The sequence below is a fragment of the Marinobacter nauticus ATCC 49840 genome (assembly GCF_000284615.1).
Lineage (GTDB): Bacteria > Pseudomonadota > Gammaproteobacteria > Pseudomonadales > Oleiphilaceae > Marinobacter > Marinobacter nauticus.
Map to the genome: position 1 here is coordinate 1,686,099 of NC_017067.1, position 23,222 is coordinate 1,709,320.

Annotated in this window: 19 protein-coding genes; all 19 read left to right on the forward strand. The window is 55.4% G+C overall.

Annotated features, from left to right (window positions below):
* The first annotated feature begins 2 nt into the window (after window positions 1-2).
* The 19 genes from MARHY_RS07810 (at window position 3) to MARHY_RS07900 (ending at window position 23,195) form a co-directional block, all read left to right on the forward strand.
* Complete coding sequence (locus MARHY_RS07810) at window positions 3-260, forward strand: hypothetical protein (RefSeq protein ID WP_022991112.1); 258 nt, start codon at window positions 3-5, stop codon at window positions 258-260.
* A complete protein-coding gene (mdoH, locus tag MARHY_RS07815; RefSeq protein ID WP_014421290.1) occupies window positions 253-2,358 on the forward strand; it encodes a glucans biosynthesis glucosyltransferase MdoH in 2,106 nt (701 codons plus the stop codon). Before MARHY_RS07810 ends, mdoH begins: the two co-directional genes overlap by 8 nt.
* Window positions 2,359-2,450: 92 nt before the next feature.
* A complete protein-coding gene (locus MARHY_RS07820) occupies window positions 2,451-3,131 on the forward strand; it encodes a GntR family transcriptional regulator (protein WP_014421291.1) in 681 nt (226 codons plus the stop codon).
* Between the two features lie 17 nt (window positions 3,132-3,148).
* Window positions 3,149-4,036 carry a methylisocitrate lyase gene (gene prpB, locus MARHY_RS07825; RefSeq protein ID WP_011785149.1) on the forward strand — a complete coding sequence of 296 codons (888 nt, stop codon included), beginning with the start codon at window positions 3,149-3,151 and terminating at the stop codon, window positions 4,034-4,036.
* A gap of 47 nt (window positions 4,037-4,083) precedes the next feature.
* Window positions 4,084-5,217, forward strand: coding sequence for a bifunctional 2-methylcitrate synthase/citrate synthase (prpC, locus tag MARHY_RS07830; RefSeq protein WP_014421292.1), 1,134 nt, complete (start codon window positions 4,084-4,086; stop codon window positions 5,215-5,217).
* Between the two features lie 8 nt (window positions 5,218-5,225).
* Window positions 5,226-7,850: a Fe/S-dependent 2-methylisocitrate dehydratase AcnD gene (acnD, locus tag MARHY_RS07835; RefSeq protein ID WP_014421293.1), complete on the forward strand. Its 2,625-nt coding sequence runs from the start codon at window positions 5,226-5,228 to the stop codon at window positions 7,848-7,850.
* A 73-nt stretch (window positions 7,851-7,923) separates the two neighbouring features.
* Window positions 7,924-9,102 carry a 2-methylaconitate cis-trans isomerase PrpF gene (prpF, locus tag MARHY_RS07840; RefSeq protein WP_014421294.1) on the forward strand — a complete coding sequence of 393 codons (1,179 nt, stop codon included), beginning with the start codon at window positions 7,924-7,926 and terminating at the stop codon, window positions 9,100-9,102.
* A 33-nt stretch (window positions 9,103-9,135) separates the two neighbouring features.
* Complete coding sequence (gene prpD / locus MARHY_RS07845) at window positions 9,136-10,614, forward strand: 2-methylcitrate dehydratase (protein ID WP_041654663.1); 1,479 nt, start codon at window positions 9,136-9,138, stop codon at window positions 10,612-10,614.
* A 143-nt stretch (window positions 10,615-10,757) separates the two neighbouring features.
* Window positions 10,758-12,170 (forward strand): TIGR03013 family XrtA/PEP-CTERM system glycosyltransferase, encoded by a 1,413-nt coding sequence (locus tag MARHY_RS07850; protein WP_014421296.1) that lies wholly within the window; start codon window positions 10,758-10,760, stop codon window positions 12,168-12,170.
* A 106-nt stretch (window positions 12,171-12,276) separates the two neighbouring features.
* Window positions 12,277-12,879: an XrtA/PEP-CTERM system exopolysaccharide export protein gene (locus MARHY_RS07855; protein ID WP_023010046.1), complete on the forward strand. Its 603-nt coding sequence runs from the start codon at window positions 12,277-12,279 to the stop codon at window positions 12,877-12,879.
* A gap of 39 nt (window positions 12,880-12,918) precedes the next feature.
* Entirely contained in the window at window positions 12,919-14,436 is a 1,518-nt protein-coding gene (locus MARHY_RS07860) for an XrtA system polysaccharide chain length determinant (protein WP_011785142.1), read from the forward strand.
* Window positions 14,436-15,341, forward strand: a complete 906-nt coding sequence (locus MARHY_RS07865; protein ID WP_014421297.1) for a P-loop NTPase family protein — start codon at window positions 14,436-14,438, stop codon at window positions 15,339-15,341. Before MARHY_RS07860 ends, MARHY_RS07865 begins: the two co-directional genes overlap by 1 nt.
* The gene (locus MARHY_RS07870; RefSeq protein WP_050999002.1) at window positions 15,334-16,620 is read left to right on the forward strand and encodes a porin family protein; all 1,287 of its coding nucleotides are present in this window, start codon (window positions 15,334-15,336) and stop codon (window positions 16,618-16,620) included. Before MARHY_RS07865 ends, MARHY_RS07870 begins: the two co-directional genes overlap by 8 nt.
* Window positions 16,621-16,648: 28 nt before the next feature.
* On the forward strand, window positions 16,649-17,548 hold the full coding sequence (locus MARHY_RS07875; protein ID WP_014421299.1) for an XrtA system polysaccharide deacetylase: 900 nt from the start codon (window positions 16,649-16,651) through the stop codon (window positions 17,546-17,548).
* Window positions 17,545-18,702: a glycosyltransferase family 2 protein gene (locus MARHY_RS07880; RefSeq protein WP_011785138.1), complete on the forward strand. Its 1,158-nt coding sequence runs from the start codon at window positions 17,545-17,547 to the stop codon at window positions 18,700-18,702. The genes MARHY_RS07875 and MARHY_RS07880 overlap by 4 nt, the downstream gene beginning before the upstream one ends.
* Window positions 18,702-19,844: an acyltransferase family protein gene (locus MARHY_RS07885; protein WP_014421300.1), complete on the forward strand. Its 1,143-nt coding sequence runs from the start codon at window positions 18,702-18,704 to the stop codon at window positions 19,842-19,844. Before MARHY_RS07880 ends, MARHY_RS07885 begins: the two co-directional genes overlap by 1 nt.
* On the forward strand, window positions 19,841-20,965 hold the full coding sequence (locus MARHY_RS07890; RefSeq protein ID WP_014421301.1) for a glycosyltransferase: 1,125 nt from the start codon (window positions 19,841-19,843) through the stop codon (window positions 20,963-20,965). The genes MARHY_RS07885 and MARHY_RS07890 overlap by 4 nt, the downstream gene beginning before the upstream one ends.
* Window positions 20,962-22,209, forward strand: a complete 1,248-nt coding sequence (locus tag MARHY_RS07895; RefSeq protein ID WP_014421302.1) for a phenylacetate--CoA ligase family protein — start codon at window positions 20,962-20,964, stop codon at window positions 22,207-22,209. Before MARHY_RS07890 ends, MARHY_RS07895 begins: the two co-directional genes overlap by 4 nt.
* A complete protein-coding gene (locus MARHY_RS07900) occupies window positions 22,209-23,195 on the forward strand; it encodes a glycosyltransferase family 2 protein (RefSeq protein WP_014421303.1) in 987 nt (328 codons plus the stop codon). Before MARHY_RS07895 ends, MARHY_RS07900 begins: the two co-directional genes overlap by 1 nt.
* Window positions 23,196-23,222 lie beyond the last annotated feature (27 nt).

Sequence of the window (23,222 nt, forward strand, 5' to 3'; positions counted from 1 at the left end):
GTATGGACGCGCAAACCTCTTACCAGTTGCTGGGAAAGCTGTTGGTGTACCTTGAATTGAGTGGCGCCAGTAACGACCGTAAAACGTTCAATGGCGCACTGGCCCTACTCGCGGACGGCGTCGCCGGAAACGAACACAGCGTTCGGTTTGAGGACCTTTTGGCCCGCATTCCTGACTACTTCGAGTTGGATGAGCCAAGTCTTCCGCCGGTAGCACCGCCGATTCGCCGCAGCAGTATCGGGTATTTCACCGATGACTGAGTCAGCGACTGCGTCCCGCCCCTGGCACCTGCAGGCGACGATCCGACGCCTGGTGCTGACTGCGTTTGTGGCTGGCCAGACGGGGCTGGCATCCTGGTTTCTGCTCCAGGTGCTGCCTTATCACGGCGGCAACGTGGTGGAGTGGCTGATTGTTGCTGTTTTCGCGGTACTTTACCTCTGGATTGCCTTTGGCTTCTGGATCGCAGTATACGGCTTCCTGCTGCGTTTGCTGGGCGGAGATCGGGTATCGTTACTGAAGCGCCATACGCCGAATGAGCTGGCGGCAACGCCGCTATCGAAAACCGCAATTGTCATGCCTTTGTATCACGAGCCGGTAAGCTGGACGCTGAAGGGGCTCAAAGCCATTTACCTCGATCTGGCGCGATCAGGCCGCCTGGATGATTTTGATTTTTATATTCTCTCAGACAGTCAGGATCCTGATGTCTGGCTGCAAGAGCAGCAGGTCTGGTTGAAACTGGTGGAAGAGCTCGGCGCTCACGGTCGGCTCTTCTATCGCCGGCGTCGGGTTAATCTCAACTACAAAAGCGGCAACGTGGCTGATTTCTTGAGGCGCTGGGGAAGTCAGTATCAGTATATGGTCGTTCTGGATGCCGATAGCCTCCTCGCAGGTGACACTATTCGGACCATGGTGCAGGTGATGAATCGGGAACCGCAAGTTGGTATCCTTCAGACTGCACCTACCATTATTAACGCTCGCTCTGCGTTTGCTCGTATCCAACAGTTTGCCAATCGGCTTTACTCGCCGCTTTTCGCCACAGGCCTGGCTGCCATCCAGATGGGGGATGCTGCATTCTGGGGCCACAACGCTGTGATACGCGTTGCTCCATTTATGGCGCATTGTGGTTTGCCAAAGCTCAAAGGCGCTGGTATCTGGCAAGGGCCGATCATGAGCCATGATTTCGTAGAGGCGGCGTTTCTGGGGAGAGCAGGGTATGAAGTCTGGCTGGAACCGGCTTTGGGGGCCAGTTATGAAGAATCTCCGCCCACGCTTGATGACGAACTTGCCCGAGATCAGCGCTGGTCGAAAGGGAATCTGCAGCACGCAGCGCTGATGCTATTCTCGCCTCGATTGCGCCTGGCACATCGTTTTGCTTTTTTGAATGGCATCATGGCGTACGCGTCGTCACCGTTGTGGTTGTTGTTCTTGGTCCTGACAACGATTGCTGCTGTGCAACTGACCATCGCGCCTATCGATTATTTTCCAGACGGGCGTGAGAGCCCCTTTCCTTTATGGCCAGAATGGCGGCCGACATGGGCCATCACCCTGGTCGTCAGCACCATGGCGCTATTGTTTTTGCCGAAGTTTCTGGCCATTGTTGACGTCGTCGTCCATCGGGCTCTGAGTGGATTTGGCGGCTTTTTCAGGTTGTTGTCCAGCGTGTTGCTCGAAATCGTCGTCTCAGTGTTGCTTGCCCCCATCCGGATGCTTGCCCACAGTCATTCCGTCGTTTCGGCCCTGTTAAACGTTCGGCTGAGTTGGGCAGGCCAGAATCGTACCGAGGAGACTGGTTGGCGGGAGGCTGCTATGCGACATCTGCCCGGACTTATCATCGGTAGCGCCTGGTCGGCCTTTGCCTGGACCCTGGACCCGATGTTCTTTTTATGGTCATTACCCGTGTCTGTCCCTCTGGCACTGGCAGCGCCAACAACGGTTTGGCTGAGCCGGTCAAGCAGCGGTGAGTCCCTGAGTCGCAGGGGCTTATTGTTAACACCTGAGGAGCGAACCCGTATGCCGTTGCTTGATGATGCAAGGGGTTTTCGAGAGGAAGCAGAGAGTGAGGTTGCTCTCACGCCGGTTGAGCAGGCGGTACTGATCCCTGCGGTCAATCGGCTGCACCGTCACCTTGCCGGGCGTGGCGCCAAGGGCCTGAAGAAAGAAGTCATTGAGGGAGAGCTCGATGCCTGCGTCAGCCGAGGCTACCGGGGAATCGAAAAGGGCCGGCTTTCGCTTTTGCTGGAAGACCCGCAGGCACTGACAGCCCTGCATCGGCGAGCCTGGAGTGCGCCTTCGGACTCATTCTGGGGGCAACGCGTTCGCAATCTCGTGCTGCACGCGCAAGGTTTGCAGGATCTGTAAACAATCATACTTAAGCCTAACTCACAATTGTTGACAATCAGGGAATGCAGGCGTAGTTTCACGCTAAATAACCTCTGGATTGTTAACAAAGCATGATTCAGGCACAGCTGCAAACCCAAACCCGCGCCGATGAGGCCTTTGATTGTCTGCAAACGGCGATTGTGAAGGGCGATCTGGCGCCGGGCGAAAAGATCGGCGAAGTCGAGCTCTGTTCCCGCTTTAACCTTACCCGAGGCCCGCTGCGTGAAGCGTTGGGCCGCCTTGAATCCCGTGGATTACTGGTCAGGCGCCCTCACGCTGGTGTGAAGGTGGTGTCCGTTAGTGCCGCAGAGCTTCTTGAGTTGTACCGAATTCGCGAAGTCATGGAGGGGCTGGCAGCCCGTCAGGCGGCCGAACGCATGCCCGATGAAGAAATCCGTGATCTCCTGGCCACGCTCGATGGTCATGAAAAAATGATTGAGGAAGCTCAGGGCCAGGCCTACTACCAGGCCGAGGGTGACTACGATTTCCACCACCGGATTGCCACCGGCAGTCGCAATACCAAGCTGGCCCAGATGCTTCTGGGTGATCTTTACTACATGGTGCGGATGTACCGTTACCGGTTAAGCACCTCGGCCGGGCGCCCCCATCTGGCGCTGGGTGAACACCGCCGTATCGTCGAGGCTATCGCCCAGCGCGATGGCGAACTCGCCGAATTCCTGATGAAACGACACATTAATGCCGCACGCCAGAACATCGAGAAGAAAATCGAAGAAGGCGTTCTCACCATCTGATAAGAGAGGAAAAACCCATGGCTAACAAACTCTCCCCGGGCGCCCGTTTTCGTAAAGCCCTGAAAGAAAACCAGCCACTGCAGATTGTTGGTACCATCAACGCCTACGCGGCCATGATGGCCGAGCGGGTAGGGCACCAGGCCATTTATCTGTCTGGTGGTGGTGTAGCGAACGCCTCCTATGGTTTGCCGGATCTGGGCATGACCACCATGAATGACGTGGTGGAAGACGTGCGCCGGATTACCGCCGCGGTTGATGTTCCGCTGCTGGTCGATATCGATACTGGCTGGGGCGGGGCGTTTAACATTGCCCGTACCATTCGGGAGATGGAGCGTGCCGGCGCCGCTGCCGTGCACATTGAAGACCAGGTCGCCCAGAAGCGCTGCGGCCACCGCCCGAACAAGGAAATCGTTTCCAAAGAGGAAATGGTAGACCGCATTAAAGCCGCAGCTGACGCTCGTGAAGACAAAGACTTCTTCATCATGGCCCGTACCGATGCGTTCCAGAAAGAAGGTCTGGACGCGGCCATCGATCGTGCCAAGGCCTGTATCGAAGCCGGTGCCGATGGCATTTTTGCGGAAGCCGTGCACGAACTGAGTGATTACAAGGCATTCGCCGAGGCGATCGACGCACCGATTCTGGCCAACATCACTGAATTTGGCGCCACGCCGCTGTACAACCGGAAAGAACTGGCGGATGCCGGCGCGGCGATGGTCCTGTACCCGCTGAGCGCCTTCCGTGCCATGAACAAGGCAGCGTTGACGGTATACCAGAACATTCTGGAAAAAGGTGACCAGAAAGACGTTGTTGACCTGATGCAGACCCGTATGGAGCTGTACGATTTTCTCAACTACCACGATTTCGAGCAGAAGCTGGATCAGCTGTTCGCTCAGAAAAAAGACTGATTGCGTTAAACTGAACAAAATATAAACAGAAAATCTGGGAGACCAACATGGCTGAAGCAAAGAAACTCGGTGGCGCTGGCCTGCGTGGCCAGGTAGCTGGTGAAACCGCCCTGTGCACCGTTGGCAAAACCGGTACCGGCCTGACCTACCGCGGATACGATATTACCGATCTGGCGGATAACGCCCAGTTCGAAGAAGTGGCTTACCTTCTGCTGCGAGGCAAACTGCCGAACCAGGCCGAGCTGGATGCCTACAAAACCAAGCTCAAGAGCCTACGTAACCTGCCGGAAGCGCTGAAGCTGGTGCTGGAGCAGATCCCCAAGGACGCGCATCCGATGGATGTGATGCGTACCGGTTGCTCCATGCTCGGTAACCTGGAAACCGAACAGGATTTCAGCGAGCAGGACGACAAGATCGACCGCATGCTGGCGGTGTTCCCGGCCATCATCACCTACTGGTACCGCTTTGCCCACGAAGGCATTCGCATTGATACCGCCAATACCGAATGCGATTCCATTGGTGGCGTGTTCCTGGAGCTCCTGCATGGCAAGAAGCCCAGCGAGCTGCATGAGCGGGTGATGAACGTCTCCCTGATTCTGTACGCGGAGCACGAGTTCAACGCCTCCACCTTCACGGCACGTGTATGCGCCTCCACGTTGTCTGACATCCACAGCTGCGTGACCGGTGCTATCGGCTCCCTGCGCGGCCCGCTGCACGGCGGCGCCAACGAAGCGGCGATGGAACTGATTCAGAAGTTCAAGACCCCGGAAGAGGCCGAAGCCGGCCTGATGGGCATGCTGGAACGCAAAGAAAAAATCATGGGCTTCGGACACGCCATCTACAGCGAATCCGACCCGCGCAATGCCATTATCAAAAAGTGGTCTGAAAAGCTGGCCAAGGAAGTGGGCGATACCGTGCTGTACCCGGTTTCCGTTCGCTGTGAAGAAGTCATGTGGCGCGAGAAGAAGCTGTTCTGTAACGCCGACTTCTTCCACGCCTCGGCCTATCACTTCATGGGCATTCCGACCGAGTTGTTCACGCCCATCTTCGTGATGTCCCGGGTATCCGGCTGGACCGCCCACGTGAAAGAGCAACGGGCCAACAACCGAATTATCCGCCCGAGCGCTGAGTACACAGGCCCTGAACACCAGGACTGGTTGCCCATCGACAAGCGGAGCTGAGAGAGACTATGAATACCCAATACCGTAAAGCCCTGCCGGGCACGGAACTGAAATACTACGATACGCGCCAGGCGGTAGAAGACATCCAGCCGGGCGCCTATGCCAAGCTGCCTTATACCTCCAAGATTCTGGCGGAGCAGCTGGTGCGCCGTTGCGATGCGGAGTCTCTGACGGATTCCCTCAAGCAGCTGATTGAGCGTCGCCGCGACCTGGATTTCCCCTGGTACCCGGCGCGGGTGGTGTGTCATGACATCCTGGGCCAGACCGCCCTGGTGGACCTGGCCGGCCTGCGTGATGCCATCGCCGAGAAGGGCGGTGATCCCGCCAAGGTCAACCCGGTGGTTCAGACCCAGCTGATTGTTGACCATTCCCTGGCCGTTGAAGCCCCGGGTTTTGACCCGGATGCCTTCGAGAAGAACCGCGCCATCGAAGACCGCCGTAACGAAGATCGTTTTCACTTCATCAACTGGACCCGCACCGCATTCAAGAATGTGGACGTGATTCCGGCCGGTAACGGCATCATGCACCAGATCAATCTGGAGAAGATGTCGCCGGTGATTCAGAATCGCCCGGACGAAGACGGTCACCCGATTGCCTTCCCGGATACCTGCGTGGGCACCGACAGCCATACGCCTCACATTGATGCGTTGGGTGTTATCGCCGTAGGCGTGGGCGGTCTGGAAGCGGAAACTGTGATGCTGGGGCGTCCGTCCATGATGCGTCTGCCTGATATCGTGGGTGTGAAGCTGACTGGCAAGCGCCAGCCAGGCATTACGGCCACCGATATTGTTCTGGCGATTACCGAGTTCCTGCGTAAGGAGCGCGTGGTCGGCGCCTACCTGGAATTCTTCGGCGAAGGAGCGTCCAGTCTGACTATTGGCGACCGCGCCACCATTTCCAACATGACGCCGGAATACGGCGCTACGGCCGCGATGTTCTACATCGACGAGCAGACCGTTGACTACCTGAAGCTGACCGGCCGTGAGCCAGAGCAGGTAGACCTGGTTGAGAAGTACGCCAAAGAAACCGGCCTGTGGGCCAGCGAGATGACCGGGGCTCAGTACGAGCGCGTGCTGGAGTTTGATCTGTCTACCGTGGTCCGTAACGTGGCCGGCCCGTCCAACCCGCACCGCCGTGTCGCCACGTCTGATCTGCACGATCGCGGCATTGCCGTGAATCTGGATAAGGCACTGGAAGAAGAGAAGAAGGGCCTGATGCCGGATGGCGCGGTCATCATCGCTGCCATTACCTCCTGCACCAACACCTCCAACCCCCGCAACGTGGTGGCGGCTGGCCTGCTGGCCAAGAAAGCCAACGAGCTGGGGCTGGTGCGCAAGCCGTGGGTGAAATCCTCCTTCGCACCGGGATCCAAAGTGGCCCGCCTGTACCTGGAAGAAGCTGGTTTGTTACCAGAACTGGAGAAACTGGGTTTCGGTATCGTGGCCTATGCCTGCACCACCTGTAACGGCATGTCTGGCGCTCTGGACCCGAAAATCCAGCAGGAGATCATCGACCGGGATCTTTATTCCACCGCGGTTCTCTCCGGTAACCGGAACTTCGATGGCCGGATTCATCCGTACGCGAAACAGGCCTTCCTGGCGTCACCTCCGCTGGTTGTCGCCTACGCCATCGCCGGTACCGTTCGGTTCGATATCGAACAGGACGCCCTGGGCTACGACAAGGATGGCAACCCAGTCACGCTGAAAGACCTGTGGCCGTCTGATGAAGAAATCGACCGCATTGTCGGCGAATACGTGAAGCCGGAGCAGTTCAAGCAGGTGTACATCCCGATGTTCAACCTGGATGAAGCCGAGCAGGCCAAGAGCCCGCTGTACGAGTGGCGCCCGCAGTCCACCTACATTCGTCGGCCGCCATACTGGGAAGGTACCATGGCCGCCGAGCGCGCGCTCAAGGGCATGCGCCCGCTGGCGATCCTGCCGGACAACATCACCACAGACCACCTGTCACCATCCAACGCCATCATGATGGACTCGGCTGCCGGTGAGTACCTGCACAAAATGGGGCTGCCGGAGGAAGACTTCAACTCCTACGCCACCCACCGGGGTGACCACCTGACTGCCCAGCGAGCGACCCTGGCCAACCCGAAACTGTTCAACGAAATGGTCCGGGACGAAAACGGGGAAGTGGTGCAGGGTTCCCTGGCCCGTGTGGAGCCGGAAGGCAAGACCATGCGCATGTGGGAAGCCATTGAAACCTACATGGAACGCAAGCAGCCGCTGATCATCATTGCCGGTGCAGACTACGGGCAGGGTTCTTCCCGTGACTGGGCGGCCAAGGGTGTTGCCCTTGCAGGTGTAGAGACCATCGTCGCCGAAGGCTTCGAGCGGATTCACCGCACCAACCTGATCGGTATGGGTGTGATGCCGCTGCAGTTCGAAGAAGGCACCACGCGCCACACGCTTCAGCTGGATGGTACCGAGACCTACGACGTGGAAGGCAAGCCCGCCCCCGGCGCCAAGCTGGAACTGGTCATTCACCGCAAGAGTGGTGAAGTGGACCGGGTGCCGGTGATCTGTCGTCTGGATACCGCGGAAGAAGTCACCGTGTACTCTGCCGGTGGCGTACTGCAGCGCTTTGCCCAGGATTTCCTGGCGTCTGAAAGCGCAGCCTGATCGCCATGGCAAGGTCAGGCGGGAGTTGTTTCTGGCTCCCGCCTGAAACATTCATTCAAGTGAGGCTCGCTCAATGAGTTTTGCTCCCCAAGTTCGTATTCCTGCCACCTACATGCGTGGCGGTACCAGTAAAGGCGTATTCTTCCGCCTGCAGGATCTGCCCGAAGCCTGCCAGGTACCCGGTGAAGCGCGAGACAAGCTTTTGCTACGTGTAATTGGTAGCCCCGATCCCTACGAAAAGCAGATCGACGGCCTGGGTAATGCCACCTCCAGCACCAGTAAATCGGTAATCCTGGCAGCGCCCACGCAACCGGACCACGACGTCGATTATCTGTTTGGCCAGGTGTCCATCGATAAACCCTTTGTCGACTGGAGTGGTAACTGCGGCAATCTCACCGCCGCCGTAGGCGCATTCGCCATTAACGGCGGCTTTGTCGCCAAAGAGCGTATTCCCGAAAACGGCATCTGTACCGTTCGTATCTGGCAGGCCAACATCCGCAAAACCATCGTGGCCCACGTGCCCATCACCAACGGTGAAGTGCAGGAGACCGGTGACTTTGAACTGGATGGCGTAACCTTCCCGGCGGCGGAAGTGCAGATCGAGTTTATGGACCCGGCCGATGGCGAAGGGGCCATGTTCCCCACGGGTAATCTGGTGGATGAGCTGGAAGTGCCGGGTGTCGGCACCCTGAATGCCACCATGATCAATGCCGGTATCCCGACCATTTTCATCAATGCCGAAGACATTGGCTACAAGGGCACCGAGCTGCAGAACGACATCAACAGCGACCCCAAGGCCCTGGCCATGTTCGAAACCATTCGCGCCCATGGCGCGGTGAAAATGGGGCTGATCTCGGATATCGCGGAAGCTGCCAGTCGCCAGCACACTCCGAAAGTGGCGTTTGTGGCCAAACCTTCGGATTACGTGTCTTCCAGCGGTAAACAGATCAATGCCGCCGATATCGATGTACTGGTTCGGGCGCTGTCCATGGGCAAGCTGCACCACGCCATGATGGGTACGGCTGCGGTGGCTATTGCAACGGCCTCTGCAATTCCCGGCACGCTAGTTAATCTGGCAGCTGGCGGCGGAGACCGTACCCATGTGACTTTCGGGCATCCGTCCGGAACCCTTCGGGTGGGGGCGGAAGCGAAGGAAGTAAATGGTCAGTGGACTGCCACCAAGGCGATCATGAGCCGCAGTGCGCGGATTATCATGGAAGGTTGGGTGAGGGTACCTGGCGACAGCTTCTGATGGCTCCTATAGTTGGGACAGGAGGGCCGTAATATGTCTGCCACTTACGATCTCAACGAACGCCCGGACTACGACGACGTACTGCAACAAATCGCCGACTATGCCCTTGATTACCGCATAGAAAGCGAAGAAGCCTGGGAAACGGCCCGTTATTGCCTGATGGACACCCTGGGCTGCGGCTTGCTGGCGTTGCGTTTTCCGGAATGCACCAAACACCTGGGCCCGCTGGTGGAAGGCACGAACGTTCCCCACGGCGCCCGGGTGCCTGGCACTCCATACCGCCTGGACCCGGTGAAAGCCGCCTGGGACATTGGCTGTATCGTCCGCTGGCTGGATTACAACGATACCTGGCTGGCGGCCGAATGGGGCCACCCCTCCGATAATCTCGGCGCCATTCTTGCAGTTGCCGATCACCTCTCGCAGAAGCGCGTTGCCAATGGCCAGGCGCCACTGGCCATGAAGGCCGTTCTTGAGGCCATGATTCTGGCCCATGAAATTCAGGGTGTACTTGCCCTTGAGAACTCGTTTAACCGGGTCGGGCTGGATCATGTTGTGTTGGTGAAGGTGGCGTCTACCGCCGTCAGTGCCAAACTGATGGGCGCCAACCGGGAACAGATGCTCTCCGCGCTGTCTCATGCCTGGGTCGATGGCCAGGCCCTGCGCACCTATCGCCACGCGCCCAACGCGGGTTCCCGCAAATCCTGGGCGGCCGGCGATGCCAGCTCCCGGGGTGTTCGCCTGGCAGATATTGCCATGCGAGGGGAGATGGGCATTCCCGGGGTGCTGACGGCGCCACAATGGGGCTTCTACGACGTCCTCTTCAGCAAGACCAATCGAGATCAGGCCCTGAAACCCGAATCATCACGTAGCTTCGCATTACCACAGTCTTTCGGCTCCTACGTGATGGAAAACATCCTGTTCAAGATCTCTTTCCCGGCAGAGTTTCATGCCCAGACCGCCGCCGAGGCAGCGGTATCACTGCACCCGCAAGTGAGGGGCCGACTGGACGACATTGATCGCGTAGAGATCACTACCCACGAGTCGGCTATTCGCATCATTTCCAAGCAGGGCAAGCTCGCCAACCCCGCAGACCGGGATCACTGCCTGCAGTACATGACGGCGGTGCCACTGATCTTTGGCAGCCTGACAGCTGAGCATTACGAAGACAGCTTTCACCAGGCCCATCCAGAAATCGACCGCCTGAGAGAAAAAATGCAGGTCATCGAGGATGAACGATATACCCGCGAATACCTCGAGGCCGATAAACGATCAATCGCCAATGCGATACAGGTTTTCTTCAAGGATGGCTCCAGTACCGACAAGGTTGCCGTGGAATACCCGATAGGGCACCGACGCCGGCGCAAGGAAGGTATGCCTCTGCTGGTAGAGAAATTCCGGGCCAATCTTCAGACACGCTTTCCTGCCCAACAATGCGACGCCATTATGGACAGTTGTGCTAGTCTGGGGCGGCTTGAGGTGATGCCGGTGCACGAGTTTGTGTCGCAACTATAAAATATTTGTAAAATTGAACGAAATGGGCGAGTGGCCCACATTGCAGTTTCAATGAATTGCCGTACAATCCCGTAACGGTTTGTTACAGTGTGTAGCAAAGGATGCTTGCAGTACAGGCAGTGTGAACCGCACAAGGAGTCGACGTGGCCCACGTCAGGTTGTTCAGACACTATATACACTTACCTTTTGTCATTCTCGGCCTGATCGATCTGATCGTCATGGGCCTTGCGTTCGCACTGGCGGTGTTTTTCCGCTTCTTCGGCGAGCTCGAATTCTTCCTCGATAATCTTGTTTTTGTCCTCCCTTCCATCACGATCTTTGCGTTGTTCAATCTGATCGTCATGATCGCCCTGGGCGTGCACCAGTCCCGTGTGGAAGAAGGCATGTCCGGCATGATGCTACGCACCATCATGGCCATGATTCTCGCCATACCGCTGCACGGCTTTGCCTATTTCGTGGCTGATGACTGGCTCTGGTATCTGGGCAGCTTCGGGTTACTGACATCGGCGACTGTGCTGGCGATATTTTCGCTGGGCATTGCCAGAGTGGTGTTCTTTGCTGTGGTCGGCAAGGACCGCTTCAAGCGCCGGGTTCTGGTGCTGGGTGCCGGCCGCCGGGCAAAACAGATGTTCGAGGACTTGACCACTCCCTTCAACCGCAAAGGTTTTTCACTGGACGGCTTCGTTCCCATGCCGGATGACACGGTGGAAGTGGATGAGCAGTACCTCATTAATCTTCCAACCTCCTTGCATGACTACGTTCTTCGACACCCGGTGAGGGAGATTGTGGTGGCGGTGGACGACCGCCGTCGGGGCTTGCCGATGGAAGACCTTCTGGAATGCAAAATGGAAGGTGTGCACATTATCGACGGTGCCAACTTCTACGAGCGTGAATCCCGTAAGGTTGCTCTGGAAATGATCACCCGGGGCTGGCTGGTGTTCTCTGACGGATTCACGGTTTCTTCGGTGTATGGCGTTGGCAAGCGGGCGCTGGACGTTCTGGCCTCCGGTACGCTCCTGCTGGCGACGTTCCCGATCATGATTCTCACCGCCATCGCCATCAAACTGGAAGACGGATTGAAAGCACCGGTGATTTACAGCCAGGAACGGGTAGGTCTGAACAACCAGGTGTTCAAGGTGCACAAGTTTCGGTCCATGATTACCGACGCGGAAAAGAACGGCGCGGTCTGGGCCAGGAAGAACGATACCCGGGTGACACGCGTTGGCGAATTTATCCGTAAGGTGCGGATTGATGAGCTGCCACAGATCTTTAATGTACTGAATGGCACCATGGCCTTTGTCGGGCCGAGGCCAGAACGGCCGGTGTTCGTTGAACAGCTGTCTGAAAAGATTCCGTTTTATGCAGAAAGGCACCGGGTAAAGCCCGGGCTGACCGGTTGGGCCCAATTGTGTTTCGCCTATGCGGACAACGAAGAGGACACCCGGGAAAAGCTGCGCTACGACCTCTACTACATCAAGAACCAGAGTTTACTTCTTGATCTGTTGATTATAATTCAGACAGTAGAAGTGGTATTGTTCAAAAAAGGATCAAGGTAGTTTCGGGAGTCAGCTGTTCCCGGAACATGGAATAAAGCACGGACCTCACAAGAGAGGAATAAAGATGTCACGGAAGTATCTCATCCAAGGGCTTATTGTGTCCCTCATGGCGGTAGCTTTGGCAACGGGTTGTGCCGGCCCTTCCGCTTCCTCTTCAGAACAGATCCAGCGTGCATTGGCCGTTGATACCCGGGATAGCGTGGACCAGTACATACTGGGCGCAACCGATGTCGTACGGGTTTCTGTGTGGCGCAACGAAGATCTCAGCATCTCCGTTCCGGTTCGGCCTGACGGCAAGATTTCCGTGCCGCTGGTAGGGGATGTTCAGGCCAGTGGCCGCACGCCCGAAGAGTTGGCCAGCTCCATTCGTACTTCCCTGACTGAGTACATTCGTGAGCCACAGGTGAGTGTGGTTGTGACCTCCATGGGCAGCCATGAATTCACAGACCGGGTGCGGGTAACTGGTGCGGTTCGCCAGCCCATTTCAGTGCCTCACCAGAGCGGCATGACGGTTCTGGATATCTTCCTGAATGCCGGTGGTGCGAACGAGTTTGCCGCGCTGAACAACGCCATGCTGTATCGGAAGCTTGAGAGCGAGGTGGTTGCCATTCCCGTAAAACTGGACGACATCCTTAACAAAGGCCGGGTTGAAACCAACTACGGCATGCGGCCGGGTGACATTCTTACCATTCCAGAGCGCAGTTTCTGAGTGGTTGCAGAGCTAAAAGGTCTGAAGGCGGGTTAGGTTATGGCATTACCGTTATCCCAGTTACCGCAGGAGATCATTCGCGAGGTCCGGGGCCGGAAGGGCCTCGCGTTTCTTGCGTTTGTGATTGTCAGTTTTGCTGTGCTTGGAGCAGGCTTTGTATGGCCCTATAAGTATCAGTCTGAGACCATCATCTTCGTAGACGACCGCAACATCATTGCGCCGTTGATGGAAGGGCGCGCCGTGGCCACGGAGATTAACGACCGTACCTCGGCTGCAAAAGAATTGCTGATGAGCCGGAGCCTGATCGAGAAAGTGGCTTTGGATCCTGAAATTTATCCGGATGCGCCCTCTGACCCGGCGGCACTTGAGTACCGGATTGCGAACATTCGCTCGGGTTTGTCGGTTAGGCCCCGGGGCGACAGTTATTTCAGTATTGGCTTTTCTTCCACTTCCCAGATGGAAGCATTCCGCGTTGCCCAGAAACTGGGGCAGGTCTTTATAGAAGAAACCAAAGACCGTAAGCGGGCCGAAAGCCGCAACGCCTACGATTTCATCGACAAACAGGTCAAAAGCTACGAGCAGCAACTGGCCCAGGCTGAGAACCGGCTCAAGGAGTTCCTCTCTGAAAACACCGATGGAACGGAGCAGGAGGCTAATGCCCGCATGGCGCAGCTTCGTAATCAGCTGGAGCTGGCCGAACTCGAGAAAAAAGAACTTGAAACCCGTGCGGCTTCCCTTCAGAGCCAGCTCGGAGGCATCCGGCCCACGATCACGCAAGGCCGAACTGAGGATGCCTACAGAGAGCGGATCCGGATCCTGGAAGAGCGCCTGGATAGTCTGCGGCTGCAATACCACGATACCTACCCGGATATCGTGATACTCCGGGAACAGCTGGCGGAACTGCGCAAACAACGAGATCAGGCGGCAGAACGGCCGACAGACGTGAGTTCACTTGAGGGCGAAGAAGCCGTTAACCCGCTCTACCAGGAACTGCGGGCAAACCTCTCTACCACGCGGGCGGATATGGCCACCGTGGATACACGAATTACTTCGCTTTCCCGCCTGCTGGAACAGCAAGCAAAGCGTATGGAGCGCATCCAGGCCAACAAGGCCCAGTACTCTGAGCTCACCCGCGACATGGAAGTGAACCGTGAGATTTACGATGACCTGCTCAAACGTCGGGAAAAAGCTCGGGTCTCCATGCATCTCGACATTGAAGGGCAGGGGCTCAACTACCGCATTAATGAAACCGCTCAGTTCCCGCGTACGCCCTCTGGTCCCCAGTTCTCCATGTTTGCTGCGGCTGGATTGTTCCTGGGGCTGGCGGCACCCTTTGGAGCGGTTGCGGGTCTGTTACAGGTAGATCCCCGAATTCGTGCCAGGAAGCAGTTGGAAGAAGACATTGGTTTGCCGGTTCTTGTTGAGATTCCGGAGGTACGAACACCCTACGAAAAGCGACGGGATCGAAAGGTTACGTTACTGATCGGGATTTTCGCGGTGCTCACGGTAACAGTGTATGTGACCATCGTTGTGCTAGCTCAAATGGGAGTGATCTGATGCCAGAACAACGAAATGATCGGTCCGGATTTGATCCCGAGGAATCCCAGGATTCTGGCAATGAGACAACCGGCAGCAGCCCGGCGGGCAGTGAAGAGCATTCCTTTTGGCTGAAGCGCAAGGAGCGTTTGAAACAAGAGCTGGATTTCCGGGATGACGAAGACTCCCGTATGCTGGTGCCAAGCTCTCTGGAACTGGGGCCCGGCGCGGTTGATAAATACGTTATCAGTAAGCAGATCGTGCGTATGCAGGAGCCCAGAAGGCTCACGCACGACGACCTCGACGAGCGTCGGATTATCTATCCCGAGTCCCGCAACCGCGCGCTGGTCAACCGTTTCCGGGATCTGAGAACCAAGCTGCTGGAGGTTTCCGGAGGCAATAACTTCACTCTGGTCGTGAGCGGTGCCAGCTCTGGCGCCGGTTCCTCGTTTGTAGCCCTGAATCTTGCTGCAGCCTTTGCCTTTGATCAGGCCAAGACGGCTTTGATCATCGACTGCAACCTGCGCGAACCGTCTTTGCACTCCACACTGGATGTGATGCCCGAGACAGGCCTGACCGACTTTCTGGATGACCCGGACTACGACATTTCCAGGATTCTCTATCCGACCGGTATTCCCAGGCTGAGGCTGATTCCGGCGGGCAGTCGCCGTGAAACACCGGCCGAGTTTTTTACCTCCTTCCGGATGAAGCAATTCCTGCAGGCAATCCGTCGTCGCTATCCAGACCGTTTCATCGTGCTGGACACGGCGCCGATATCCGTATCTCCGGATGCCCGCATTCTGACCGAACTCTGCGATTACGCCATGCTGGTGGTACCTCACGGCAAGATCACTGCGGCGACGGCCGAACAAGCTGCGACGGCTTTCAATCCGGACAAGTTTGTAGGAGCGGTGATCAATGGCTGATCGGCAGAGGGTAGGGACACCCGTTGCAATAACGGCAATACCAGTAATGTTACTGGCTGGTGCCTGCTCGTTCCCCGTGTTTGCGCAAAGTGAGGTCACGTTCGGGCTGGACAGCCGCTTCACCGACAATGCCCGCAAAGCAGATACGAATGAAGACAGCGATTTCGAGACCCGTGCCTACCTGACCGCCGGTTACCAGACAGATCCCGGACGCTGCAACGCTGATTTCCTGGGCACTCTGGGGTATTCCTGGTGGCAGGACGATAGCTTTGACAGCGAGAGCTTCGCGGAAATGGACTTCCAGGGCGATTGCGAGCTCGCCAACCAGCTTTACTGGGAAGTGGACAACAACCTTAGGGAAGTGAACCAGGACACTCGCCAGAGTGACACACCGGACAACCGAACCCGAAAAAACGTGTTCAGCACTGGCCCCAGATACCTCTGGCGTCTGAATGACACCAACTGGCTCAATCTTTCTGCCCGCTACGCCAACACCGAGTACGACGAACCGGAGGAAACGGACAGCGAACGCTATACCGGTTCTATCGCCTGGAACCACCTGTTCAGTTCCACATTCACCGGGGGCCTGAGTATTTCCCACAGTCAAACCGAGTTCGACTATGGCGCAGAAGTGGATGTGAATAGTGCCCAGGTTACCTTCGAGAACCGTTGGGCGACCACGTCTCTTTCCGGTTCTGTTGGCGTGAGTGAAATCGAAACGGATTACGCCAATACCAACCAGTCGAGCGATGGGCTGGTAGGCCAGATAAACCTTACCCGGCAAATCAATCCGAGTACCGAATGGTACCTGAATGCCTCAAGGGAGCTGACAGACCGCACGTCCACGCTTGACCTTCGTTTCGGAGAGTTCGAGTTCAACCTCCGCGAAAGCATCACCGTTGAAAACAGCGTTTTGTCGACCGGCATCAACAAGCAGTTTTCCGACGCCTCCTCACTGAATCTTGACCTCTATGCTTATCGCTCGGATTACCTGGAAAGCGACGAGAAAGAAGACAAAGCCGGCATTAATGCCCGCTATTCTCGCCAGTTTTCGGAACTGACCACCGGATACCTGGCGCTGGGCTTCGACCACCTGAGTTATGAACGCGACGACACCCAGGACGAAGTTGCCCGGCTTGTGATCGGCGCTGAGCACCAGGCAATCAGGGATTTGAGTTTGTTGGCCAGGGTAGGGCACGACACCAAGTCCAGCGATATTTCCAGCCGGGAATACGATGAGAACTGGGTGTTGGTTGGTCTGGAATACCGACTGCGCTGATCAACACAGGAAGTGTGAGGCTATGGCCATGAAAGAACCGATACAGAACGCCCTGACAATTGATGTGGAAGACTACTTTCAGGTAGCTGCGTTGGCAGAGGCCGTTCGCTACGACGACTGGTCCTCCATGGAGTATCGGGTTGAAGCGAATACAGATCGCATTCTCGCGTTATTCGAGAGGGCAGGTGTAAAAGCGACCTTTTTTACCCTTGGGTGGGTCGCTGAGCGTTCTCCAGAGCTGGTGAAACGGATTGCGGCTCAAGGCCATGAAGTTGCCAGCCATGGTTACAGTCATCAGTTGATCTATAACCAGACGCCGGACGTTTTCAAAGAAGAAACCCAGCGATCGAAGGTTATTCTTGAGGACATTCTCGGTGCGCCGGTAACAGGGTATCGTGCGGCCAGCTATTCCATCACCAATCAATCGCGTTGGGCGCTGGATATCCTTGCCGAGCAGGGGTTTACCTGGGATTCGTCCATCTTTCCAGTGCATCACGACCGCTATGGCATGCCCGGCACGCCACGCTGGCCCCATCGGCTGACCACCGATAAAGGATATGAGCTGGCGGAGTTTCCGCTAAGCACGTTCAAGTTGCCGGGCTACACCCTTCCAATTGCTGGTGGTGGATATTTCCGGCTTTTCCCGTACTGGTTCAGTCGATACGGACTGGGCTCCATCAACCGGCAGGGACGGCCTTTTGTGTTCTACCTTCACCCCTGGGAAGTAGATCCGGACCAGCCGCGCCTGGATGTAAAGTGGTTCTCCCGCTTCCGTCATTACAACAATCTGGATGTGTGTGAACAGAGATTGGCCAGATTGTTGTCTGATTTCCGGTTTACCACCATGAGCCAGGTTCTGGAAAGCGAAGGGGTTCTTGAGCCCTCATCGAACACCCTAGGTTCCAGCTCTGTGGCAGGGATGGCATGATGGTCGCAGTATTCTGGATATCTTTCCTGTTGTTGGCTTACATCTACTTCGGCTATCCCGTCTGTATCAGACTGCTGGCATCCGCACGACCCTTGCCCGTAAACAAAAGCGGCGCTTACCAGCCGAAAGTCTCGATTCTTATCGCCGCCTACAACGAGGCCAAAGACATTGAGGCTACACTCAGGAATAAGCTGGCGTTGGACTATCCCAGGGAGCAATTGGAAATCCTGGTGGTTTCCGATGAGTCGGAGGACGGAACCGACGAGATTGTCCAGGCTGTTGCTGCTGATGCGCCTTTCCCGGTCAAACTGTTTCGTCAGGTACCCCGTCAGGGCAAAACCGCGGGGCTCAACATGCTCAAACAGCATGCGGAAGGGGAGATCCTGGCGTTCTCGGATGCCAACTCCGAATGGGATCAACAAGCCCTGAAAGCACTGGTGAGTAACTTCAACGACCCAGCGGTGGGATACGTAACCGGAAAAATGGTCTATGTGAACCCGGAGGGCGCCCTGATTGGCGACGGCTGCAGCGCTTACATGAAGTATGAGAACTGGCTCAGGGCACAGGAGACTCTGGTAGGCTCTGTGGTAGGCGTAGACGGTGGCATTGACGCCATGCGTAAAGAACTGCACTCCGAGCTGAATGCCGATCAGTTGCCGGATTTTGTTCAGCCACTCAAAGTGGTTGAACAGGGGTACCGCGTTGTTTATGAACCTGGGGCGCTGCTCAAGGAAGAAGCGTTAAGTGATGGGGGCAGTGAATTCAGCATGCGGGTGCGGGTAAGCCTCCGTGCACTGTGGGCGCTCAAAGACATGAAACAGCTCATGAGCCCGGCCAACGATCCAGTGTTTGCCTGGCAGCTTATCTCCCACAAGCTGCTGCGCTACGCGGCCTTTGCACCCATGATAACCCTTGCGATTGCTGCACTCTACCTGGCGCCGGTGAAAGGGTTGTATGCGTTAGCCGCGATAGGGTACGGCCTGTTTCTTTACTTCGCGTGGGCGGGCTATCAAAAAGAGAGCCGGGGGCAATCGCTTTCTACCATGTATGCCCTGCCTTACTACTTCGTATTGTTAAACCTTGCGTCCTTTAAGGCATTTGTCGCCTTCGCCAAGGGCGAGAAGAAGGTTGTCTGGAACCCAAGGAAGGGATAATGGCATTGCCCAACCTGGAAGCCTTGCTGGAGGAGAAAAAACTCCCCGGGCTTGATGGATTTCGAATGGTTGCCGTCATGGCCGTGGTGCTGGCTCACTCAGGGGTAGGCACGCTGTTCTTTTCGGCACGCCATGGCGTGGCTGGCTTCTTCGTTCTGAGTGGGTTTTTGATTACCTGGCTCCTGCTAAAGGAACATGCAAAAACAGGAACCGTTTCCTTCAGAAAGTTTTACATGCGACGGTCTCTTCGCATCTTCCCGGCTTACTACGCCTTCTTGCTGGTATCGATTTCGTGGGATTTGTTCCGCGGTAATGACGACATCAAAGAAGCCATAGTCCCCGGCCTGTTCTATTTTATGAACTACCACAACGCGCTGGAGGGACATTCGTCGTCGTCCATTGCGCACGTTTGGTCTCTGGCCATTGAAGAGCAGTTCTATCTGATCTGGCCGATGCTTTTTGTATTTCTGATGAGGCGCGGCCGGGAGTACGCGGTTGCCTTCCTGATTATTGCCAGTTTGGTTGTATTGGCCTGGCGCTCCTATTCCTACACCTACCTCGACTACGGACCATCCTACGCCTACAACGCGTTCGATACGCGTTTTGATAATCTGGCTCTGGGATGCCTTTTGGCGTTTCTGGCGCAAAAGCCGCGTTGGCTGTCTGTGTTCAATAGCATCAGCAGCCGGTTCTGGATGCCTTTTATCCCCTTGGGCCTGTTGTTCCTGTCAAAAGAGTACGGCAGCGGCGATTATGCCTACGGCCCGGCTTTTACGGTTGATGCGTTGTTGCTCGCGATTCTATTGTTGCAATTGATCAGGCTCAGCTCAGGGGCTTTCTGGGGCTGGTTGAACCACCCTGTGTCGGTCTATCTCGGAGTTATATCCTACCCGATCTATCTTTGGCATGTATGGGGCCTTCAGGCCGGCGACAAACTGAATTTTCTCCCCGAGTGGTTACAGCTCCTGGCTGGCGTGATTCTCAGTGGTGTGCTTGCCTCAGCGTCTTACCATTTTCTCGAAAAACGATTCCTGCGATTAAAGCACCGCTATGAGGTAGTGGGAGCAAAGACTGGACGCTCACCGAAGGCGGGTAATCCATCCGGAATGGAGAGCCTCGCGGCCAGGGAGCGTTCCAGTTGAAGGTATTGCACCTGATTGATAGTGGCGGCCTGTATGGCGCAGAGCGAATGCTGTTGGCTCTGGTAGCAGAGCAAATCCAGCAGGGGCTGGAGCCCATGATTCTCAGTGCGGGTGAGCAAGGGATTCACCAAAAGCCGCTTGAGATCGAGGCTGAGAAACTGGGATTGCCGCTTGTAGTTTGGCGAATGACTCCGGGCTTGAACTACCCGGAAACTCGGAAAATCTGTGAGTGGGCCGAGCATTGGGGCGTCGACCTGGTGCATTCTCACGGGTACAAGTTCAATATTCTGATGTCTCTCTTTAGTCGGTTTAGTCGGAAGGTTCCCGTTGTGAGTACCTTGCACGGGTACGTTCACGCGCCTCGCTTCTCCAGGATGTGGGTATATGAATTGCTTGATCGACTGGCGATCAGTCGGTTGGATGGAGTGATCATGGTTGGCGCGGCGATGAAGAAGGAACTATCAACGGGCCTGATTCGCCCCCGTCGCCTTACGACAATAAGAAACGGACTGGCGGTAGACGACACTCAGCGCAAGGCAACTGAACCCTTGCCAGAGGCGCTGGAAGAGTTTTTTAGCACCCATGAGCCGGTGATTCTGGGGGTTGGTCGTCTATCCAAGGAAAAGGGCTTCAGTCATCTTGTTGATAGCTTCCGTGAGATCAAAAAATCTGCTCCTAAAGCTGGATTGCTGATTGTTGGCGATGGAATGCTGCGTAAGGATCTGGAAGACCAGGTTGCACGTCTCGGTCTTGGCAGCGATGTCTGCTTGCCCGGGTATTGCGACAATGTGCCTGCTTTGATGGCGCGCTCGTCTGCTTTGGTTATTTCCTCGTCTACCGAGGGCTTGCCGATCACCTTGCTAGAAGCGATGGCTGTCCGCCTGCCCGTTGTATCTACCGACGTTGGCGAGATCTCGTTTGTGCTGGATGAAGGGGATAGCGGCGTTCTGGTAAAGGATCCTGCTTCAGAGTTGGTTGATGCCATAGAACTCGTGCTCAACGAGACAGAGGCCACTCATCGGAAAACTGAGCAAGCTTTTCATAAAGTCTCCGGAGAGTTGTCTGCAAGATCAATGGCCGAACAGTATCTGCGCGTATATAACGGGGTGGTGGCATCTTGAAGGCTTTGTTCTTTTTTCGGTATGTCTTGGCGCGCTTAACCTACCTGGTTCTGCGGCTTCCTGTTGCCAGTTTTCAGGCTGAAGTAGAGGACCTTTGGGGATTAGAGCCAAACGAAAGACTGCAGCGGCTGTCTTGTATACTCAACAAGAATCAGCCTAAAGATGCCCAGGGTGTGGCAGTGCATTCTCTGTCGGAATTGCCGGATAGACCGCCAATGAGCAAGGCTGATCTCAGAGCAATGTCCGCTGCCAGCAGCACTGTGGCATCTAGTTTTTCCCGGCACACGGCGGGCACTACCGGAGAGCCAACACATATTTCTCTGTCCAGAACTGAGCTGGCGCAGATGCTTGCCGTCAGGGCGTATTGCTATAACAAGCACGGTCTGAAACTGGGCCAGAGAGAAGCGCGAGTATGGGGTAGGGCAGCCAATTCCCTAACGGCAAAGATCCGCGATTTTTTGTTGAACCGTAAGGTGTTCTACCCGGCGGAGGATGGTGCTGAAGAAACGGTTGAAAAACTGGTCAAGTGGAGCCCTGAGTATCTGTATGGATATACGTCGCTCATCCTTGAGGCCGCGCAGATTGCGCAAAAGAAGGGACTTAAGCCAAGGGGCGTAAAAGCCGTGATCTGCACGGCGGAGTCGATCCTGCCCGCGCAGAAGAAGTTTATCGCAGAGGTGTTTGGAGCTCCGGTTTTTGAGGAATATGGGTCCACCGAGTTCGATGTCATCGCCTTTGAATGTTCAAGAGGGCATTTGCACTTGGTGAATCCCTGGCTTTGGGTTGAGGAAGAAGAAGACACGGTGTTGATCACGGATGTCTCTCGCAAATCTCAAAGTATCGTTCGTTATCAGCTGGGAGATTCAGTTAGCCTTGCCAAGGGTGATTGCAGTGAGTTGGGTTCGATGTGCTCGATCGAAGAGCTGCGTGGACGTACAGCTCAGCAGTTTGCCTATATCAATCCGGAGCAAAAGTTTCACGCTGTCGTATTTGGGCGAGCACTCAATACCTACATGGAGCAGACCGGTGATTGCTTCAAGTTTACGATTGTTCAGGTTGGCTATAGTGAGTTTGATCTCTACGTCTCCGAGCCCCCCATGCGGGGTCTTGAAGACTTGAGGTTGTTTTTGAAGTCTAACTTAAAAACTGGTCTACCATTGACTGAGCATTTGGAAATCCAAGTCCTAGTTAACGACGATGGATTCAGTGAAGGCAAGCACACCTATTTTATCCAGAAGCTATAATGTTAGCTGGAAACATTAATCCTAACCATTTTTATATTATGAAAGATTCTGTTGATGTCCCTTATGTTTCTATTGTTGTTCCTGTCTTTAATGAGTCTAAGTATATTTCTGACTGCCTTCGTTCTTTATTGCGCCAAGACTATCCAAAGAATCGTTATGAAGTGATAGTTGTTGATAATGGTTCTACGGACGATAGTGTAAGTATCGCTAAAGAGTTTACGGACAAGGTTTTCATTAAAGAAAACGTCAAAGTTGGCGGCGTGAGAAACTATGGTGTTAAGCAGGCTAAAGGCGAAATCTTAGCGTTTATCGACGGCGATTGCGTTGCGGGAGAGCATTGGTTGTCGAAAGCGGTAGAGGTCCTCGCCGATGAAAATGTTGGCGGTGTCGGTGGCGGATGTCTGCTGCGAGACCGGCCATCCTGGGTTGAGCGTGGGTGGAAGCTAAACTCGGTCAAAGAAACCCGTAAGGTCAAGGCTCTCGCCGGAGGCAGTTTTATCGTAGGAAGGTCGTTATTTGAAAAACTTGGTGGCTTTAATGAGTTAATTAATGCTGGCGAGGATACTAGGTTATCGGTGGACATTTCCGATCTGGGTTTTGAACTCTGGTTTACAGAAGAATGCTATGTGGTGCATCTTGGTTATCCTTCTACTCTGCGAGGTTTTTTCCAGCGTGAATTCTGGCACGCATCAAGTTACTTGAAGTCGAATTACGGTTTTAAAGATAAGATGTTTCTGACTGTGATTCTTTTTTTGGCGTCTTCGGTATCATTTTTTACATACTTGTTTACTGGATTTTCATTGGCGCTCATTGGCTCGGTATTCATTGTTTTATGCCCGTTGGCTTTCTTTATAAATCAGGTGAGGTCGCAAGGTCTAAAAGGTGTGCCTTTACAATCTCTTTTTTTCTCACTAGTTCTTTCGTTTGTCTATTACTTGGGCAGAGGAGGAGGGTTCTTGAGTAGCGTTTTTCGAGGTAGGTACTGACAGGCTCGGAGCAAGGTCGTCCGAGCC

Excerpts from the sequence above, each read along its gene's own strand:
- MARHY_RS07810 (WP_022991112.1), top strand. The coding sequence starts at position 3 with ATGGACGCGCAAACCTCTTACCAGTTGCTGGGAAAGCTGTTGGTGTAC.
- mdoH (WP_014421290.1), top strand. The coding sequence starts at position 253 with ATGACTGAGTCAGCGACTGCGTCCCGCCCCTGGCACCTGCAGGCGACG.
- MARHY_RS07820 (WP_014421291.1), top strand. The coding sequence starts at position 2,451 with ATGATTCAGGCACAGCTGCAAACCCAAACCCGCGCCGATGAGGCCTTT.
- prpB (WP_011785149.1), top strand. The coding sequence starts at position 3,149 with ATGGCTAACAAACTCTCCCCGGGCGCCCGTTTTCGTAAAGCCCTGAAA.
- prpC (WP_014421292.1), top strand. The coding sequence starts at position 4,084 with ATGGCTGAAGCAAAGAAACTCGGTGGCGCTGGCCTGCGTGGCCAGGTA.
- acnD (WP_014421293.1), top strand. The coding sequence starts at position 5,226 with ATGAATACCCAATACCGTAAAGCCCTGCCGGGCACGGAACTGAAATAC.
- prpF (WP_014421294.1), top strand. The coding sequence starts at position 7,924 with ATGAGTTTTGCTCCCCAAGTTCGTATTCCTGCCACCTACATGCGTGGC.
- prpD (WP_041654663.1), top strand. The coding sequence starts at position 9,136 with ATGTCTGCCACTTACGATCTCAACGAACGCCCGGACTACGACGACGTA.
- MARHY_RS07855 (WP_023010046.1), top strand. The coding sequence starts at position 12,277 with ATGGCGGTAGCTTTGGCAACGGGTTGTGCCGGCCCTTCCGCTTCCTCT.
- MARHY_RS07860 (WP_011785142.1), top strand. The coding sequence starts at position 12,919 with ATGGCATTACCGTTATCCCAGTTACCGCAGGAGATCATTCGCGAGGTC.
- MARHY_RS07865 (WP_014421297.1), top strand. The coding sequence starts at position 14,436 with ATGCCAGAACAACGAAATGATCGGTCCGGATTTGATCCCGAGGAATCC.
- MARHY_RS07870 (WP_050999002.1), top strand. The coding sequence starts at position 15,334 with ATGGCTGATCGGCAGAGGGTAGGGACACCCGTTGCAATAACGGCAATA.
- MARHY_RS07875 (WP_014421299.1), top strand. The coding sequence starts at position 16,649 with ATGAAAGAACCGATACAGAACGCCCTGACAATTGATGTGGAAGACTAC.
- MARHY_RS07880 (WP_011785138.1), top strand. The coding sequence starts at position 17,545 with ATGATGGTCGCAGTATTCTGGATATCTTTCCTGTTGTTGGCTTACATC.
- MARHY_RS07885 (WP_014421300.1), top strand. The coding sequence starts at position 18,702 with ATGGCATTGCCCAACCTGGAAGCCTTGCTGGAGGAGAAAAAACTCCCC.
- MARHY_RS07900 (WP_014421303.1), top strand. The coding sequence starts at position 22,209 with ATGTTAGCTGGAAACATTAATCCTAACCATTTTTATATTATGAAAGAT.